Below are 19,314 nucleotides of genomic sequence, written 5' to 3' on the forward strand. Positions count from 1 at the left end.
AGAATACCTTTTATCCCGGTAAAAAATAAAAACTAATAAATATATTTTTTCTTTTTCCAAATAATCAATAGCTACTCAAAAGATTATTTTTCTTATAGAATATTTTTTAATAAAAATAGCGAGTTGTTTTACTAAATTATCAGAGTCAATTTATTAGAAAATTCAGACTATTGAATATTCTTTAAATGGAATGTTACACATGAAATTACCAGTTATATTAAACTCTTTCATTTCAGGACATAGCTTCGCCGGGTGAGTCCCATAAAGCTTAAAAACCTTACGTTCAATTCTTACTATATTTTGAACAAACCTTTAGTGTCAATTCTTTTATATCTACATTTCCTCATCCAGGGCTTTTTTTACCTGGGATATAAACTCAGCTATAAAGACCAGAACAAAGCCAATGATAAGACTTGCAATCAAAGAAACAGCCACATATAGAACCCTCTTATCTTTTTCTTCTGTTTCTTCCGCCAGGCCCAGAAGCTGTCCGGATTTCAAGAAAGAGGATTCCTCTTCCAATTTTAGAACCCTTTCTCCAAGAGAAGAAATTCGGTTCTGGTAACTACTCATTAACTCTTTTGATGTTGCATTCTTACTGGCCTTTTCAACCTCTTTAAGTTCCTGGTTCAATTTTTCGATTTGTTTCGTGTAATAATCCTTCCTGCTTGTATATAGTTTTTCTTGATTACTGGAAAGAAAACTCAGCAGTTCCTTATGAATCACTTTGACTTCCTCTCTTTTCGCTTCCGCAGCTTTACTTAAAATACTAATATAGTTACTATCTTTTTCGAATTCAGGTTTTATAATAAAAGGAAACTTCGTAGTATTATGTTTCTTCTTATATCCATTTATATACTGCTTTATATAAAGAGACTCAAACTTATCCGATACGATTGACACAGGTTCCATGGTAGCTACCTTCCCCTCTCTACTTTCCGTGGGTAGTTGGTAAAAGGAACGGTACTCTATGATTTTTGGTCTTGTTAAGGAAAAAGCCATCCCCAGTAAAAAGACAGATAAATTACCAATATAAAACCATTTTCGTCTTTTTACGAAGATCTTGGCCAGATCGACCAGTGATATTTCATCTTCTACCCAATAAGGTGCTGTAGATTGTGGAGGTAATTGTTGCATTTTCATCCTACTTTTTTATAATTTTTATAATATGTCTTACAGGTTCCGTTACTTTCCAGCTATTTGAAGAATAAACAGCTTTAAGTTCTTCCTCTTTTTGTCTAAGTTCTTCTTCTTTTTGTCTAAGTTCCTGTTCTTTTTGCAATAGCTTTTGCTCTGCCTGTTCAGGTAAAATTCGCTCTCTTAAACAACGATTCTTTACATACAATATATGCTCTTCAGGCTCATCTATTCCACTTAAGTCAGAAATGATCTGCCTATCTCTTTTTTCATACTCTAACAAACTTTCTTTACTTAAATCAAAACCAAGGTATAACATTATCCGATATATAATTTCTAACACATTCAGACTCTGCCCCTGCACAGGAGAAGAAACATCAGTAACCCGTATAAAGCTAATAAATAACCCATGCCAGAGCACTAAACCTAAATCAATTTGTTTCAAACCGGTCCATTCCAGATCAAAGAAACACAAATCTCCCTTCTCATCAAGGATCGCATTAAATGGTGTAGCATCCCAGTATTTACTTTCAACAGCTGCTGTAAGTGTAATGTTTTCCGACAATCCCAGTTCTTTTAGCAGAGCATCATACCAGACTTTTGTCCAGGATACAATTTCTTCGATAGACCAACCCGGTCGATTCAGGATATTTAAGAGTTTTTTAAAATACGATTCTCCCTGTATAAACTCTTCTATACTGCTTGAATTTCCATGATAGGCTTTGATGACAACTCCTTCATCTTCAAGAAACTCTAATCGCTTCAGATAATCTATTTTTCTCGCATCGGAAAAATAATAAGCCAGAATATTTGAAAACTCCGATTTTTCTCCTTTGTAACAGGAAAACAGAAAAGAATTGGCTAAGTCCTGAGCCAGGCCATTCTTCCACACCGGTATATAGGCATTCTCTAATGAAAGAAAAGAGTAAGGACTTCTCTGTGCATCTTCTTTTACAGACTCTAACGCGAGGCTACACATTTCGTCCGGATATTTTTGCCAGCCGAGAGGTGTTACTATAGATACGGGTAATTTGTAATCCGGTAAGGGAATATACTGCTCTAAAGTATCAAAACCTGCATCAAGAAGTAAATCTTCCAATACTTTTCTTCCGAAAGTAACAAATTCTCCTTCAGTATAAGAATTATTAATTCCATACATAGGAATTCCTGCATGATCCTCAGGATAACCGGCAAAGTATTTAAGTCCAAGTTGGTTTTCTATAGCTAAAATCAATAGTCCTTCAGGTTTCAACTGCCGGTATATGGATTTTAATAGAAGTTCGGGACCTTCAGGGCCTAAAAATTTCGGAGAATATTCTAATACACCAATTAATAGAACTACATCAAATTCTCCATATTCAGGAAGTTTATCACTACTTCCGCATATAATCGTTACATTAGATAGCTCTTTGCATCTCTCTCTGGCACTTTTAGCTCTTCGGAAACTACCTTCTATAGAATAAACCTCCGCACCAAGTTCTCCAATATACCGAGTAATGGCTCCGCATCCACAGCCGATTTCTAATATTTTTTTATTCTTTAGTATTTCTTCAAAGGGACGAAGCAAATTGGATCTTCTTCGACTCAAGTGATAAAGACTCGGCCAATCTTTAATGGATTTTCTCAGTTCTTCAGAATAAATACTTTTATCTTTCGCATTTTGCAAAACTTCTAAAAGGTAATTTTCGTTTTCATCTCCATCACTATAATCAAATCTCTTAAGTTCTTTTAGTGTCCAGATCCCGGTTTCCGGGTCCTGAAGAAATTCACTCGTTTGTAATAGTTCTAACATTTAATATACTTTCATCTCCATATCCAGATCAACTAATCCGAAAAAATGCGTAACAGGCTCAACAACTATATGAATAGAGTCATATCGCCTATCATGAGGAATTATTTCTTGTTCTTCATTCTTAGAAACCAAGCCGAGAGAAAGGAAATAATCTCCTGTAAATAATTTAATAGGCATACTAATTTCTAATATTCGTTCTTCTCCAATTGAAAGAAGCTCCAGACTTTTCAAACCTTGCATGTCTGAATTTGTATTATATACCGTAATACCTTCTTTGGTTTTAACAGCAAATCCGAATATAACATTTTTAAGATCTCTCTTTGCTACAAATCGAAATTTCAGAAAAAAAGGTATGCCAGCCTGCATAGCCGAGGGAAATAATCTATCATCCTGATACGCTACAAAATCAATAATCTCCGCTTCTCTATCTCCCCATCGATATTCAGACGGATTATAATAAGGACGTTTTTCGAACTGAGAATTTAAGTCTTCTGTAAAGGTACTCTTTTCTGACTTATCATCTTCCTTTATATTTTTGAGTTTTTTAGTTTTCGTATCCTTTTTCTTTCCAAAGAGTAAGTCAAGATAGGTATTGACTACTGTTTTCGGCTCTCCGGACGTATATATTCTTCCTTTCTCTAAAAGAATGGCATGATTGCAATGAGTAATAATTTGTTCGGTAGAATGACTTACAAATAAAATGGTAACACCGGCCTTCATAAGTTTGGACAATTTCGAAAAGCACTTGGCCTGAAATTTGGCATCGCCTACTGATAAGGCTTCATCAATGATCAGTATATCCGGTTCTACATGTATAGCACAGGCAAAAGCAAGACGCACAAACATACCACTCGAATAAGATTTGACAGGTTGATAGATAAAATCTCCAATATCAGCAAAAGAACAGATACTCTCAACCCTTTCTTCAATTTGCTCTTTATATAAGCCCTGAATAGCTCCATAAAAATAAATATTCTCCATTCCATTTAGTTCCGGATTAAATCCGGTACCTAATTCTAAGAGTGAAGATATGGTTCCATTTACACTAAGAGTTCCGGAAGTCTGAGTCAAAACACCCGTAATAATTTTAAGTAAGGTGGACTTTCCGCTTCCATTTTGTCCGAGAATTCCAACCGTATCTCCTTTTTTTATCTCAAAGTTTATATCCTGAAGAGCGTTAAATTTTGTATGATACGTTTTTCGGAGCGGATGTAGAGTCTCTTTTAGCCGGTCAATGGGTTTCTTATAAAGAGGATAAATTTTTCTAATATTTTTTGCTGAAATGGCAATCATAAAATTATAAACATTTTCTCACAAACTCTTTTGCTATCTGCAAAGCTTCATCAATAACATGGTGCATGTCCATATAACGATATGTAGCAAGCCTTCCTAAAAAGGTAAAATCTTTTAATGCGTATACTTCCTTTTCATAGAGCTCATACTTATCCATATCTTCTTTCAAGCGGATAGGGTAATAAGGAGTATCGTTTTCTTCGGTAGCTTTGCTATATTCTTCAAAGTATACTGTCTTTTCATGTGTTTCCCAGGGCGTAAAATGCTTATGCTCATGTACCCTTGTATAGGGAATTGTTTCATCAGCATAATTAATCACCGCGTTTCCCTGGTAATCGCCTAAAGCTTCATAGCGCTTGAAATAAACCGTTCTATAACGCAACTTCCCATGTTTATATTTAAAAAAAGCATCAACAGGACCGGTGTAAAACACATGATCATAGTCTTTATACTTTTCATTATCAGGGCTGAATTTCGTATTTAAGTGTACCTCTATATTTGAATGATTTAACATTTTTTCAACTATCGCTGTATATCCTTCTTCCGGAATTCCCTGGTAAACATCATTATAATAATTGTCATCGTAATTAAAACGGACAGGTAAGCGTTTTAGAATAGAAGCCGGAAGTTCTTTGGGTTCGCAACCCCATTGTTTTCTTGTATAACCATAAAAGAAAGCCCGGTATAACTCTTCTCCCACAAACTTCTTGGCCTGTTCTTCAAAGGTTTTCGCTTCTTCGATACTCACATCCCCTTTTTTTTCAATAAACTCTCTTGCTTCCTTAGGATCCAAAGAAAGGCCAAAAAACTGGTTGATAGTATGAAGATTTATAGGAAGAGAATAAACTTGTTTTTGATACACTGCTTTTACTCGGTTTATAAAAGGTATAAACTTCACAAAAGAATTCACATAATCCCAGACTTCTTTATTACTGGTATGGAAAATATGCGGACCGTATTTATGCACCATAACGCCAGTTTCAACTTCTCTTTCTGTATGGCAATTTCCTGCAATATGATTTCTTTCATCCAATACAATAACTTTACAATCTAATTCCCTGGCCAGTGTGTTTGCAAGCACCGCACCGGAAAACCCCGCACCTACTACCAAATATTTTTTCATTTATCACCTCATCTCTTTCTGGACTATAACAATACTTCTTCTATTTTTTTTCATATCTTTAGATGCAATTCTATTATTGGAAAGCTTCATAATACATCTGCAAAATGGGGTCTGAGTCTTCGAAAGAGGAAAGCTCCACCAAAAAAACAAACAGAAACAAAGCCCCAGAAATAAAGTGTTAAAAAAGGCTTTTCCCAGAACCAGTGTTGATACAAAAGAGCATCTCTGTAACCTTCCACAATATAAAAAGCCGGATTTAGCTTGATAAAGAAAAGATATTTTTCGGGAACCATTTTTATAGGCCAAAAAATTGGAGTCAACCAGAAACCAAATTGTAGGGCAATAGCGATTACCTGTCCGAGATCTCGAAAAAAAACAACTACTGCCGAAGTAGCCCAGCTAAGCCCCAGACTCAAAAAAGATATGGCTAATACATAGTATAGAATTTGAATGGCGTGCAGTCCCGGATAATATCCATAACCGATAAACATTCCGAAGAGAATACAAAGAAAAAACAGGTGTAAAAATTGAGCCACCAGAAGTTTAATAATAGGTAAGGTGCTTACCCGAAACACTACTTTTTTCACAAGATACGGTTTATCTAATATTGAATTACTCCCGGTCATAATGGCTTCCGAAATAAAAAACCAGGGAAACATTCCGGACATAAGCCATAATACAAAGGGATACTCTTCTACCTTACTGGCCCGAAAACCTACCTGGAATACAAACCACATAATCAAGACATTGATTAAAGGCCCGGCAAAAGCCCAGAGAATTCCAAAATAGTTTCCCAAAAATCTCTGCTTGAAGTCCTGCCTGGCAAGAGATAAAATGAGAATTCTACTTCGATATAGGTCGACAAAAAAGAATAGAAATTGTTTAAATAAATATATAAGCTTACTCATGAATTGTTATTTTAAATAAATTTTTTGAGAATAAACTAATTGATAAGAATCATTTTCTTTAGCAAGATAGCAGAAATTTTTTCCATTTACTTCGTTTTTGTGAGCCTTAAAAAAAATCCAACTAAGTACTTTGTTTATGCTCGAAACCTGTAAAGCATTAATATAATACGGAGGAACTCCACCCGAATATCCATTCACTACCCTTGTATTTGTCCGAAGTCCGGCCCACATAGCATCAATCTCATCTATATAACTATTTTCTACTTTCAAATAACTTATCTGGCAGGAATATTTTTCTATCCTCTCAACAAGTCTTGAAATTCTAAGTTCTACAGGCTTTATGGGAAAAGAAGGAGATTTATAATAACTCTCTAAAATAATAAAACTGAATAAAAGAAGAAAGAGGGGAAGAGCATAAGAAATAGTAATATTTTTGAAAATCCGATTCAATAATAAGGCAGAACTTATAACAAGAAAAAAGTTCATTATCAAATGAATTCTGGTTACGGCTCGAATCCCTTTCCCTCCGGGAAAATTAGAATGAATTAATTTCCATAGACTAAATTTTCCCACTTTTAAGCTAAATAGAAAAATCATAAAATAAAGTAGGAGAAAAATCTTTATTAGTGTTTTCTCTTTCTTTAAATAAAAATTCTTTTTGCACAACATTCCTACTGAAAGTAAAGCACTTACATATAAAAACAGGCCCGGGAACATATAGTGTTCTGCTAATAAATGATTTTTATCAAAACTGTTCAAAATAGTATTAAAAAATCCGGAATAAAACAGATGCTCCTTTGGAAAGAAAAAATAGGAGCTTAAGCGGGGAAGCATGAATTCTACTTCAAAAAAATTTCTTCCTCCTACTAACTTATTTATTTCGAGGTAAGGCTTAAATGTTAAGAACATCATAATGCCAAAACATCCAATACTCAATAAGATATAAGCCAATTTCTTTGAAAAAAGATTACGCATAAAAACCAATCTATATTTCCGAGAAATAAATAGCAGAGGTATCATTATAAAAAGGGCAAGCAGTAAAAACCAGCCGAGGTATATACTCGCCAAAAACTGAAGGTAAGCAAATATCAGAAAAGCATAAAAATACCTTATCTTATCATAATCAAAAAACCTGAATAAGAAGAGAAAAGACAGGGGAGTATAAAACTGCGGCATTAAATGCTGATGCCCTATCTGAATTAATCTCGGAAGATTAAAAGCAAATAAATAAGAAAACATTATCAAAACAAATATATTTCGTATATTAAAATATCTCAATAAACTAAACATCGAAAGATAATTCAATAAAAATATGAAGCATAGCCAGAACTGATAAGATAGGCTCGGTTCCAAAAAAAATCGAAGTGCCCAATAAAAAGGTGCTGCCCCCAATAAGTTCTCAGAAAGAGCTAAAGCATTTCGAAATGGATAATAAAACCCCGGAGACCATAACTCAAATTGATAGGACTCACTAAAAATAAAACGATACGAATGTTCCATAAAATAGTGAACAATTCTCGTATCCCCCGGATCGGTCTGTAGATTTTGAAAATTAGAGGAAAACGTGGGTTCAAACGATATATAAATACCTAATAAAGCAAAACCTAAAAAGAAAGATAAGTAAATACTCTTTCTTCTTAAATTTCTAAAAAGCAACATATACCGTGTAGTGTTAAACACTTTCAAATTCTATTAACTCATCGATTTCGATCTGCTGATTTTTAGCGTCTTCTACCAGTTCCTCAAGTTCTTTTTTGATATCTTCGTATTCCTGCATTTTTATACGAATATAATCAATGGTAAGTCTGGCTTTAAGCTCAATCCCCCCCGGAGTCAGGATATAGGAATAAGCAGTTTTATTCTGGCTATTGCGAAAGTTATTTACTTTCACCCAGCCCTTTTGTATCACTGATTTCAGGCAATAGTTCACCTTACCGAGACTGATTCCCAGTTTTTCAGCTAATTCTCTCTGACTTATTTCAGGGTTCTGGTGCAAAAGATTTAAAATTTTTCTGCGGATTGTATCATCCATATTAATTGAAAGACACAGCTTCGCCGGGTAAGTCCCAGTGACCGTTCAAAGTTCAGTTTTTTTTGAACACTAAACATGTCAAGAACTTATCTTTTTCAGGGTGAATTTAAAAGACCGGCGCTCTGTTTGAAAAGTACCTGCTCTTTTCTTGACAGAATCTCTCAATTTCAGAGTCTTGAATCCTGACCGAAAGGAATCATAATTCATGCTTAAAACCTTCAGACGTCTTTTAGCTTATTCTTTACGATATCGAGCGAAAATCTTAGCCGGTGTTCTCTTTGCACTCCTTACCGCGCTTTTGAATGCTTCTTCTATCACTGCTCTCATTCCCCTTTTTGATTCCCTCGGTGCTGAGAAAAAATATCGTTTTCAATTTGAACTTACCGGACCGGAGAAAATCATCCTCTACAAAGAGCAGATTTTCGGAAAAGATTCTCTGGATGGTCTTCAAAGGATACAGAAACAGATTATCAGAGCCAAGTTCTGGGTAAACCGACAAACAAAGAATATGGAACCTTTAGAAGTCATCTGGGCCATCTGCAAGCTTATCATTCCACTTTATCTCTTAAAACTCTTTACCTACCTCCTCTCGGTTTACTTTATTGCCAGCACAGGCTATACGGCGGTGAGTGATATACGACAGGAGTTATTTGACAAAGTTCAAAGTCTTCCCCTGAACTACTTCTACAAAGAAAAAAGCGGGATGGTCATGAGTCGGATGATAAATGATATAGAAGTAGTGGCTGCTGTCATTTCCAGTAATTTAAGGGATGCTACCGTTAACTTTTTTTATGTTATTACCCACCTCTTTGTTTTACTCTATTTGAATGCTGAATTACTATTGTTAGCCCTTATCACTGTACCGATCATTATTTACCCCGTAACTCTTTTTACCCATAAAATTACCAAGTCTACCAAAAAATACCAGGAACGAATGGCCGACCTGAACGGAAACATACAGGAAATGATTTCCGGGATAAAGATCATACGCTCCTTTGTTACCGAAAAAGAAGAACTGGGAAAATTCCAGGAAATCAATGATAAAGTCTCCTACAGAAGCTTCAAAGGGCAATTTTACTTACAAATGGCTCCAAACCTCGTGGAACTGACTTCTTCGGTAATCGTACTTTTCTTTTTTGCCTTTGGAGCCAAATTGATCTTTAATGGTCGTTTCACCCAGGGAGAATTCATGGCCTTCTTACTTACCCTGATGTTTTTATTACGACCCTTAACCCAGCTTTCCCAGATGGTAGGAAAAGTTGCCCAGGCCAGTATTGCAGGGGAAAGAGTATTTGAGATTTTGGACATGGAATCAGAAGTAAAAGAAGGAAAGCACCACATCTCTCTGAATGGCCTAAAAGATTCCATCGTATTTCGAGATTTGCATTTTACTTATCCGGGTTCCAACCAGGAAGTGCTCAAAGGCATAAACCTCGAAGTAAAAGTTGGGGAAACAATAGCTCTTGTAGGTTTGAGCGGTAGTGGAAAATCTACCCTGATGGACTTAATACCACGTTTTTATACACCCAATTCCGGTGCTATCGAAATAGACGGAGTCAATATCGAAGAGCTGGACATCTCCCAACTCAGAAAACATATCGGTGTTGTAACCCAGGACATCTTCTTATTTCACGGAACGGTGGAAGAAAATATAGCTTATGGAAGACCCCATTCCACCCGCAAGGAAATAATGAGAGCAGCAAGACTTGCCAATGCTCATGATTTTATCATGGAAATGGAAAACGACTATGATAGTATGTTAGGAATAAGAGGTCTGAACCTATCCGGCGGTCAGAGACAAAGGCTCGTAATAGCCAGAACCCTGCTTCGCAACCCGGAAATTCTCATTCTCGATGAAGCGACCAGTGCTTTGGACTCCCAATCAGAAAAGTTAGTTACAAGGGCCTTAGATCGTTTATTCGAAAACCGTACTACTTTTGTGATTGCTCACAGGCTTTCCACGATTCGTAAAATCAAAAAAATCGTCGTGCTCGATAAAGGTCAGATTGCAGAAATTGGAGACCACGATATGCTTTTAGCACAGAATGGTATCTATGCCCGTCTTTATGAAAATCAATTTGCCGGAGCGGAGGTACAGGTTTAGTGAAAAATTTTCTAACCCCTTTTTTTATATTTCTCTTCTTTCTCGTCGCCTGTGAAAAAGAATTCAATACAAACTTCCCCACTCCTGAGAAAAAGGCAAAAGTTATAGATGTATTCCCCAAAAGTATAGAAAAGCACAAACCGCTTCTAAAAAAACTATCCCTGCCTTTCGGTCTTTCCGGCTTCGAAGGTATTTATGGAGAAACAGATTATATCATCCGCATCATCCTATTTGTGAAACAAGAGTCTTTCAGCCCGAAATCTTATCTCGAACAAATAATCTTTCCGCTCTATAAGACTAAAGGCAAAACAGGACTTAAAAAAGAGGGGGGAGAAAGACAGGTCTCAGCCCGAACTAAGGATGGTAGCTTTTTTTATGCCTGGACAAAGTCAGACTGGCTCATGGAAATTCAGGTGAAAGATGAGAAAAAGCTCGAAATTCTACTAAAAAGCTTCCCTTATCTTTCGAAATGAAATCGTAATAAACCGAATTTTTGGTTACATTTCCGTAAAAATTCCCTGAAAGGTAATTATACCGTAACACAAACGTAACATTCCTATTTTATTACTTTTTCATACGTTTTGAAAGAGAGAAGTTTATGGAGAGTAAAAACACGGAATTCCGTGAACAAGTAAGGTTTTACACACCCGTAGTGGTAGCTACCCTGGTTATTATTATCGGGTACATAATGCAGCTTCCCCTGTATTATCTCGGCTGGATAGCCTTTGCTATATCTGCCTTTTCAGTGGCCGGTAACGACGCCATTCAAACCATTGGAACCTTTCTCGAAAGTAAGAAAGAAATCAGTTGGTTATTAAAAACATTGATTTTCGGTCTAATCCTTGTTCTTGTACACATGTACGGATGGTCACGGGATAATGGCCAGATCCATTTTCATCGTTTAGATTCCTTTGAAGAAACGCAAGATTTCAACATTATCCAGCTTTTAGCCCCGGTTATCCTCGTTATCATCACAAGGATGAAAGCACCCGTATCCACCACATTTCTTATCCTCGGTTTATTCGGAGGAAAGAATATTGAGAAAATGCTAATTAAGTCTTTTGTTGGATATGCACTTGCCTTTACCTCTGCACTTGTGCTTTTCGGAATATTTTGCATGTTCCAAAAACATGAATACGAAGAAGGTTTTACCCCGGATCCGGAATCTGAAAAACGCTGGTCTGTAATGCAATGGATCTCTACCTGCTTTCTCTGGATAACCTGGCTTTTACAGGATACCGCAAATATTGCCGTTTTTCTTCCCAGGAAAATGAATCCAATAGAACTTTTTTTGGCCCTCGGAATTCTGGTTTTCGCCCTCGGAATTATCATGAAATCCAATGGTGGAAGAATCCAGGAAATCGTAAGTGAAAAATCTGATATAAATACAGCCAAGGCTGCTACAATCGTAGATCTTATCTATGGGGTCATTCTTCTTCTTTTTCAGGTCTGGAGTAAAATGCCAATGTCTACTACCTGGGTTTTCTTAGGCTTGCTTGCAGGTAGAGAAATTATCCTTCACCTGATTACCAAAAGAGATACTCCTTATCTCGATACATTTAAAAAAGTAAGTAAAGATGTGTTTTTAGCTGCATTGGGAATTATTATCAGTATTTCCATTTATGTGCTATCGGAAAAACTATTTCCCAAACCTCAAAAACCTGCCCTTCTCCACTTAGAAATGCAGGTAGAAAAATCAGCCTAAAATTAAAAAAGCTAAGCCCGGCAAGGCTTAGCATAAAGGATTGTTTCGTATGGATTATCAAGCTATAGATAAAACATTAAGAAAGTTTAATGTTTTGGTTACAAAATTGTTAATAATTCTCTGCATTGGTTCAGCTCCTTCTCTCTTTGCAGAAGAAATCGAGTTATATGAAGACCCCATAACGGGGCTTGTCTACACCAAACCCGGTCCCGGAAGGAAGAAAATAGGTGCAGAAGAAGTAAAAGATAAGGCCAAAGAAGTAAAGAAACCCAGTAATGAAAAACTCACTATTTCGGGAAGATTACAGGTGAGAGGAATTTCAGCCCAGAAAGACTCCGATTTTTCTAACGGACACAGAGATTATAATTCCTTTGATATGAACTTTCGCCGGGTTCGGTTCGGTTTTAAATATAACGGAGACAAATGGTGGGGAGCCCAGGTACACATTCGTATTGAAAACTTAATCAATCCACCTTATCTCGTAGAATCGAAAAATTCCTCAGGGGCGGTAACCTCAGAAAAAGTAAAAGACAGCCGGGGAGGTCTCCAGGAAGCTAACTTCTGGTTCAATGTTCCCTTAATGAAAACGAAAGTGAAATTTGGTATGGCCAAACATCCTTTCTTACGGGAATGGGGGAGTTCTGTGAACCTCGTTGTAGTAGAACGAGCTTTTGTAAGTAACTTCATCCAACAGTTTGATATTGGAGGTTTTGTTCATACGCATCCTCTTTCTTTAATATCAGAGAAACTCACCCACTACATGCTTTTCTCCTTTTCTTATACCAACGGTAAAGGTGCCGGCCACGAGGGCATAGGTAGACAGAGAGCCCTCACGGAAACTCATTCAGGGAAAGACCCCATGTTCATTTCTCCCATGCTAAGCTGGAGAGTAGAAGTCAATCCTTTCGGTGGCATGATTGTAAATGGCAAAGAAGCCGATTGGGACGAAGGAAATGATGTATTTCAAAGAAATCTAAAAGTTTCCCTCGGAATGGCCGGAGTTACAAACCGAGAACTACGATATGTAAACGGCTATAATCCTCATACGAAAGGAGTAAATAGCATATCTCTTCTAAGCCCCCAGACAAGTGCAACAGGTGGCAATTATGATGTTATGAATGCCAATGCAGGTTATGATTTCAGCACCGGTGCAACCAACCCCTTTACTCCTCAATATGGTTTAAATGCACATACTTATGATATGACTGCTGTCTGGAAAGGACTTTATCTTTCCGGAGCTTACACCTACTTCAGCGGTTCGGCAGCAAAGGACACCAAAACTTACCAGACTACACTTGGATATAATCTACCTGTAGGAGACTATCATGTTATGCCGGTTGTAAGATACGATTACCTCAGGGGAGATTTTGATCGCAATTTAAAAACAGAAAGTTTTGAAAGGTTTAAATCCTACTGGGCCGGTATAAACCTTTACTTAAAAGAAAATAATTTCAAAGTCCAACTATTTTACCAGATCTTGAAAGATAAATTAAAAACGGATTATGTAAGCCGACAGCCAATCGATGCAAACAATAACATGATCTACTTTCAAATGAATATGAATATTGATCTAAATGTAAAACTGGATAAATAAGGAGAAACACATGAAATATTTATTAATTCTAATACTCTTATTCAACCTTTCTTTCTGTGCCGGTAAAAAAGAACCTGAGGCAACAGGTTTACTTCTGGCTCTATTAGAAAATAAAGACACAACTACAACCGAAGATAAGGCTTTATACAAATCCATTTTAACGATGGAAGTGCAGGGCTGGAATAATTTCACCGGAGAATGCCAGGATACATTTTACGGAATATCTGCTTATGATTACTATTCCTTACATTTTAACAGCAAGGGTAATATAGATACTTATAAAACAGGTCGTTCCAAAAAAAGCTGTGCGGACTTAGGATTTTCCGGTGGAATCATCAGTAAATCTAAAGAAGGGTTCCAAATGAGCACCTACCGCTGTGGTTTCAATACAAAAACCTGTTCCTCTAAAGCATCGACTGAACTCGGTTTTAAATAAAATAAAGAATAAAGAAAGCTTTTCAAAAAAAGGCAGGAAAACGAACTTGCATTTATGCAGGCCGAGCTTCATACTTTACAGGAAAAGTTTTCTTACAAATCATTTCTTCCCGGTCAAAAAGAAGCACTGGATGCACTTTTTTCCGGGAGAGATGTTCTGGCCATTTTTCCAACAGGTGCCGGAAAATCTCTACTCTACCAGTATCCCAGTCTAATTCGAAAATTAGGAATCACTCTTATTATATCTCCCCTGATCGCCCTGATGAAAGATCAGTCAGAACATCTTAGTAAGCTTGGCATAGAAAATGCGGTTTATAATTCCAGTATAGATGAACTTGAACAAATGAAAGCTTTAAGCCGTGCTGTGACCGGAAAACTCAAAGCTTTATTTCTATCCCCCGAACGACTGTTAAATCCATATTTTATTAGGATGTCCAGGGAAATGGATATTCAACTTCTGGTAGTAGATGAAGCGCATTGTATATCCCGCTGGGGACATGATTTCCGTCCTGAATACAGAAGAATCAGGGAGTTTGTTCAAGGCCTAAAAAAGAAGCCCCAAATCCTCTCTCTAACTGCCAGTGCTACCGAAAAAGTAGAAAAAGAAATTATAAATTTTAGCGGTATGAAAAATACAGAAGTTATACGGCAAAGCACCTTTCGAAGTAATTTGGTATATTCAGTAGAGTTTTTCGAAAAGGAAGAAGATCGCTTCGAAAAGCTTCATCATAAAATTCAAGAATCAAAATCGGGAAAAGTTCTTATATACTGTGCTACAAGAAAGAAGACCGAGGAAGTGAACAAGTTTTTAAAGGCACAGGGTTTTAAGTCTGAGTTTTATCATGCGGGAAAAAATACGGAGAAGAGGGAGAAGATACAGGAAAATTTCACAAAAGGAAAGTTCCACATCCTTGTTGCCAGCATTGCTTTCGGCATGGGGATTGATATCCCCGATATTCGATACGTTATCCACTTTCAGGCACCTTCTTCTATAGAAGCCTATTTACAGGAAAGCGGAAGAGCCGGAAGAGATGGGAAAAAGTCCCAGTGTATTTTATTTTTCCGAAATACAGATACCTCAGTACAAAAAAAACTCATATCTTCTAAGATCAATCTAAAAGAAGAAGAAAGTTTATTAGAAAACCTGCAAAACTACATTTTTACAGATGAATGCAGACAAAAATATATTTCAAATTATTTTGATCAAGAAGAAATTGCAGACTGCGGAACCTGCGATACCTGTCGGGATAAGGTTAATAAACAAAGCCGAATTCTTCTCCAAAAAGAAATGGAGCAAAAAAAAGAAAGTTATAAGCATAATTTTACCGAACAGGAAGAAAACCTCATGATAGAAACGGTAAAAACGTTTAACGGAAAATTTGGAAAAACTCTAATAGCAGATTTTCTAAAAGGGAAAGAAAGTATCAGGGTTAAAAAATATCATATTCAAAATATACAGGGTTTTGGTTCTTTACAGAATATTAGCCTTATTGATCTTACAAAGAAATTTGATGAACTTTTAGAAGAAAATAAGCTACAGGTAAGGGGGAAAAAATATCCGAGATTAATCATTCCTGCGACGCGTAAAACCAAAGAGGAATCTACAGTGATACAAAAACAGGTTCGAGAAAAAACCCTTTTCGCAAGCCTTCGTGCCTACCGTGATAAAAAAGCAAAGCAACTCGGCTGGAAAAAATTCATGGTTCTGCAAAATAAAGTATTACAAAGTATCTCTAAAAGTAAACCCGATAGCCTGGAAGCACTAAGAAACATACAGGGAATGGGAGATGCAAAAGTCGAGTCTTACGGAAAAGATATATTAGAGATTATTAAAAATTTTACATAAGGACATCCTAATATATTTAAATATCCTCATATTCCATAAGCTTCCCAAAATTTTCTATTTGGTCTTTTATGATCTCCTTCTTGTGAGTATTCTTCTTTTAGCCCATTTACATAAAACATTCTTACCATACCTTTATTCTTAGCCGGAACTTTTCCCCGGTATTCACAATCAAAAAATTCATTTACTAAGTCATAAGTAGCTCCGCTAATATTGATACGCCCCGTAGTACCACTCGACTCCATGCGGCTGGCCGTATTAACCGTATCACCCCAGACATCATAAGCAAACTTCTTTTCTCCAATCACCCCGGCAACCAATGGCCCTGAATGAATTCCGAGTCGAAGTTCCCAGTAGGGAAAGCCCATTTCTTCTTTTAAACTTTTCATCATATTCATAAAATCCTGTATTTCAAGGGCAGCTAATACACAATCAAGGGCATGAGTCTTATTTCTCCTCGGAATTCCTCCGGCACACATGTAGCTATCACCTATAGTTTTCAATTTTTCTAAATTGAATCTTTCACATATTTTATCGAACTGTACAAAACATGCATCCAAATCTTTTATGAGTTCCTTAGGTGAAAGGGTCTCGGCAATTTTAGTAAAACCTTTAAAATCGGTGAACATTACACTTACACCATCAAATAATATCGGTTCAGAAACACCTTTTTCTTTCAACTCCCTGGCCACATCTTTTGGTAAAATATTCAATAAAAGCTTTTCTGATTTTTGACGTTCTCTCTCTGTCAGCTCGTAAAGGTGGGAATTATTTACAGCAATGGCTAACTGTTCGCAGAGTCTTTCTGTAAATTTTATTTCTTCCTTGCTCAGCTTCCTCAGTCCGCCTAATTTATTTACATGAAAAATTCCTACAACATTATCCTTTACAATTAAAGGAATTTGAAAGGTTGTTGTTGTATTCAAGTTTTCTACATAAACTCTATCATAACTGGAGAGGTTTTCCATCGGGGCTGTCGAAGTTCTTAAATATAAGGTTCGCTTTTTAGAATACACTAAATAAGAAGAACCTGATTTGTCATTTAAAGATACTCTAAAATTGTAAACTATCTTCAATGTTTCATTTGCTAATTCTCCGGAAAAGCATCTTGTAAACAATTCATGTTTCTCCTCATCTAATAATTGTAACAAAAATACATCAGCTCCCAATCTACTATATAGCTGCATTGCTGCTTCTTTAAAAATTTCATCCAGATGATTCGAGGAATTAATTATCCGCGAAAAGTCATTAAAAAACTCTACCTCTTCTTTTGCCCTTAAAGCTTCTTTCTGGGCAAGTAATGCTTTCTCTTTCTCCTCCTTTACTTCCAGCAGAAGACGTGCCGTTTCCATAACACCGGAAATCTGGTTACACAAATTGTCCAGACTACGAATTTCTTTTTTAGAAAGCTTCATCTCAGCTCTAAGATTAGAAAAACCATAGATTCCTATCGTTTTATTCTTGCTTAAAAGGGGGATAAGAAGAAGTGTCCTCATAGTAAGATTTTCAAGGATTCCTTTATCTGCCTTAAATGTAGGTTTGGGGATTCGAGGTAAGTATAGAGGTTTTTGTCGTTTGAATGTTAAATACAGAATACCTCCCTCTTCAGAAAGAGGAACTTCTAAGTTCATCATATTCCTATATTTATCTTCTGGAACTTTATCGTAGCTATAGACTTTATAAGCATTTAAATTCTTTTCATTCTTATCCGGTAAAAAAAGCCAGCTTGCCAGTATATGATACTTTTCATATACATGCTTGGATATTTCTGTAAAAATAGCATCCAGATTAGAGATGGAATTAATAAGCCTGGTAAAATGGTTTAATGCTTCTACTTCAGACTTGGCTTCCGCCAACTCTTCGGTTCTTTCAAAAACTTTCATTTCCAGTTCTTCACTCATTTTTATAAGCTCTTCTGTAGCTTCTTTAAGCTCACTAATATCTTCAATAGCTCCATCTATCCATTTAAGATCTCCATTGCTATCATATTGAACCCTGGCATTCAAGGCTGCCCAAAAAAGAGAACCATCTTTACGTTTTAGCTGTAGTTCAAAACCCTTACACTCTCCATTTCTTTTAAGCATAGAGACAAACCTTGCCCTTTCTTCAGGATTTGCATATAGGTCTGAGACATTGAGTTTCATAAAATCTTCAAGTCTATCATAGGCAAACATTTTTGCCATCATCGGATTAGCTTGTAAAAATTCACCTTTCCTTCCACCTGTATTCCTGTAAATTCCTACATTCAAATTATCTAATAAAGTTCTATATTCCTGTTCTTTAAAACTCAGTTCATCCTGTATTCTTTTATTCTTTTGAGTCATCATATTAAAAGCAGATGAAATACTCCCTAATTCATCATTAAAAATTGCGGTAACCTGATAAGTCAAATCACCATGACTAATACGTTCAATTCCTTTTAATAAATTGTATAGGGGAATTTTGAGGATAATATAATTCAAGACAAACATAGTTAATAAACTTAACAAACTGATAGAAAGAACCAGTATAATAAAACTATTTCTGGCTTCTTCTATGGATTGATAAATATCTTTTATCTCTATTTGGGTTAAAATAATCCAATCCCAGGGCCAGTAATATTGTGCAAATAATAGTTGTTTTTCATAATGAATAGAAGAATATTTTGTTTGTCCCATATACTCCAGGTGAGCATAGGTATCCCTTTGAGCTGCAATGAGGAGGTCGTAAAATTCCTTTCCACTTTTTGAATCCAATAAACTCCTATAGCTTATATTTTCCTTTTCAGGTTTACTCGGATGTAGAATAATTTTTCCGCTACCATCTATAATGAAGAAAAATTCATTTTTATTATAACGCAGGTCGCGTAATATCCGGAGTACTGCATTTTTAGCTTCTTTTATATTTTGGGGAAATTTAGGATCCTTTAAATAAGCCTGACTTCGTAATTGTTTTTCGTATATGGAAAGGATAGAGGATATTATTTCCGTTGTTGTTTTTAATTTATTTTTCCTTTCTTCCAGTTTTTCATCTTTTAGCATAGGAAGATATAAGGCAAAGAAGCTGAAAGAAAACAGGATAATAGATAGTAAACTCCCAAGTGTAATCTTTTTAATAAGAGAAAATTTTCGAAAAGAATGGAAATGACTTTTGAAAAAATAATTCGGAAACACACCTTTTATTTTTTTAATCACACTCATTGATTTTAACAAATTCTATTTGCTTATTTGAAAAAAAATCTATTTTTTTTCAAAATATATTTTCAAAACTTAAAAAATCTTTTGCTCCTATCTGTGCTCATGCATTATATCCAACATTTCCCTTTCTTTTCTAAAAGAAGCTTGCTCTCTATTCTCTTTTTTCATATAA

The 19,314-nt window shown here is 35.9% G+C and carries 14 protein-coding genes; 6 read left to right on the forward strand and 8 right to left on the reverse strand.

Going from position 1 to position 19,314, the window contains the following annotated elements:
- Positions 1-333: 333 nt before the first annotated feature.
- The 7 genes from H7A25_00005 to H7A25_00035 form a co-directional block, all read right to left on the reverse strand.
- On the reverse strand, positions 334-1,137 hold the full coding sequence (locus H7A25_00005) for a hypothetical protein (protein MCP5498257.1): 804 nt from the start codon (positions 1,135-1,137) through the stop codon (positions 334-336).
- 7 nt (positions 1,138-1,144) lie between these two features.
- The gene (locus H7A25_00010; protein ID MCP5498258.1) at positions 1,145-2,929 is read right to left on the reverse strand and encodes a class I SAM-dependent methyltransferase; all 1,785 of its coding nucleotides are present in this window, start codon (positions 2,927-2,929) and stop codon (positions 1,145-1,147) included.
- Positions 2,930-4,222, reverse strand: coding sequence for an ABC transporter ATP-binding protein (locus tag H7A25_00015; GenBank protein MCP5498259.1), 1,293 nt, complete (start codon positions 4,220-4,222; stop codon positions 2,930-2,932). It lies immediately after the preceding gene.
- A 4-nt stretch (positions 4,223-4,226) separates the two neighbouring features.
- Positions 4,227-5,345 (reverse strand): UDP-galactopyranose mutase, encoded by a 1,119-nt coding sequence (glf, locus tag H7A25_00020; protein ID MCP5498260.1) that lies wholly within the window; start codon positions 5,343-5,345, stop codon positions 4,227-4,229.
- Between the two features lie 86 nt (positions 5,346-5,431).
- On the reverse strand, positions 5,432-6,253 hold the full coding sequence (locus H7A25_00025; GenBank protein MCP5498261.1) for an ABC transporter permease: 822 nt from the start codon (positions 6,251-6,253) through the stop codon (positions 5,432-5,434).
- 6 nt (positions 6,254-6,259) lie between these two features.
- Positions 6,260-7,912: a hypothetical protein gene (locus H7A25_00030; protein MCP5498262.1), complete on the reverse strand. Its 1,653-nt coding sequence runs from the start codon at positions 7,910-7,912 to the stop codon at positions 6,260-6,262.
- 13 nt (positions 7,913-7,925) lie between these two features.
- A complete protein-coding gene (locus H7A25_00035; protein MCP5498263.1) occupies positions 7,926-8,285 on the reverse strand; it encodes a MarR family EPS-associated transcriptional regulator in 360 nt (119 codons plus the stop codon).
- Between the two features lie 205 nt (positions 8,286-8,490).
- On the opposite strand from H7A25_00035, the gene H7A25_00040 reads away from it, so the two are divergent.
- The 6 genes from H7A25_00040 to H7A25_00065 all read left to right on the forward strand — a co-directional run bounded on the left by H7A25_00040 (position 8,491) and on the right by H7A25_00065 (position 15,969).
- Complete coding sequence (locus H7A25_00040; protein ID MCP5498264.1) at positions 8,491-10,389, forward strand: ABC transporter ATP-binding protein; 1,899 nt, start codon at positions 8,491-8,493, stop codon at positions 10,387-10,389.
- Entirely contained in the window at positions 10,389-10,862 is a 474-nt protein-coding gene (locus tag H7A25_00045; GenBank protein ID MCP5498265.1) for a hypothetical protein, read from the forward strand. The genes H7A25_00040 and H7A25_00045 overlap by 1 nt, the downstream gene beginning before the upstream one ends.
- A 125-nt stretch (positions 10,863-10,987) precedes the next feature.
- The gene (locus tag H7A25_00050) at positions 10,988-12,094 is read left to right on the forward strand and encodes a hypothetical protein (GenBank protein ID MCP5498266.1); all 1,107 of its coding nucleotides are present in this window, start codon (positions 10,988-10,990) and stop codon (positions 12,092-12,094) included.
- A 49-nt stretch (positions 12,095-12,143) separates the two neighbouring features.
- On the forward strand, positions 12,144-13,688 hold the full coding sequence (locus H7A25_00055; GenBank protein ID MCP5498267.1) for a phosphate-selective porin O and P domain protein: 1,545 nt from the start codon (positions 12,144-12,146) through the stop codon (positions 13,686-13,688).
- Positions 13,689-13,698: 10 nt separating this feature from the next.
- On the forward strand, positions 13,699-14,124 hold the full coding sequence (locus tag H7A25_00060) for a hypothetical protein (protein MCP5498268.1): 426 nt from the start codon (positions 13,699-13,701) through the stop codon (positions 14,122-14,124).
- A gap of 54 nt (positions 14,125-14,178) precedes the next feature.
- A complete protein-coding gene (locus H7A25_00065) occupies positions 14,179-15,969 on the forward strand; it encodes an ATP-dependent DNA helicase RecQ (GenBank protein ID MCP5498269.1) in 1,791 nt (596 codons plus the stop codon).
- A gap of 26 nt (positions 15,970-15,995) precedes the next feature.
- Here H7A25_00065 and H7A25_00070 read toward each other — a convergent pair whose 3' ends face one another.
- Positions 15,996-19,145: a cache domain-containing protein gene (locus tag H7A25_00070; protein ID MCP5498270.1), complete on the reverse strand. Its 3,150-nt coding sequence runs from the start codon at positions 19,143-19,145 to the stop codon at positions 15,996-15,998.
- Positions 19,146-19,314 lie beyond the last annotated feature (169 nt).

The organism is Leptospiraceae bacterium (assembly GCA_024233835.1).
Taxonomy (GTDB): domain Bacteria; phylum Spirochaetota; class Leptospiria; order Leptospirales; family Leptospiraceae; genus JACKPC01.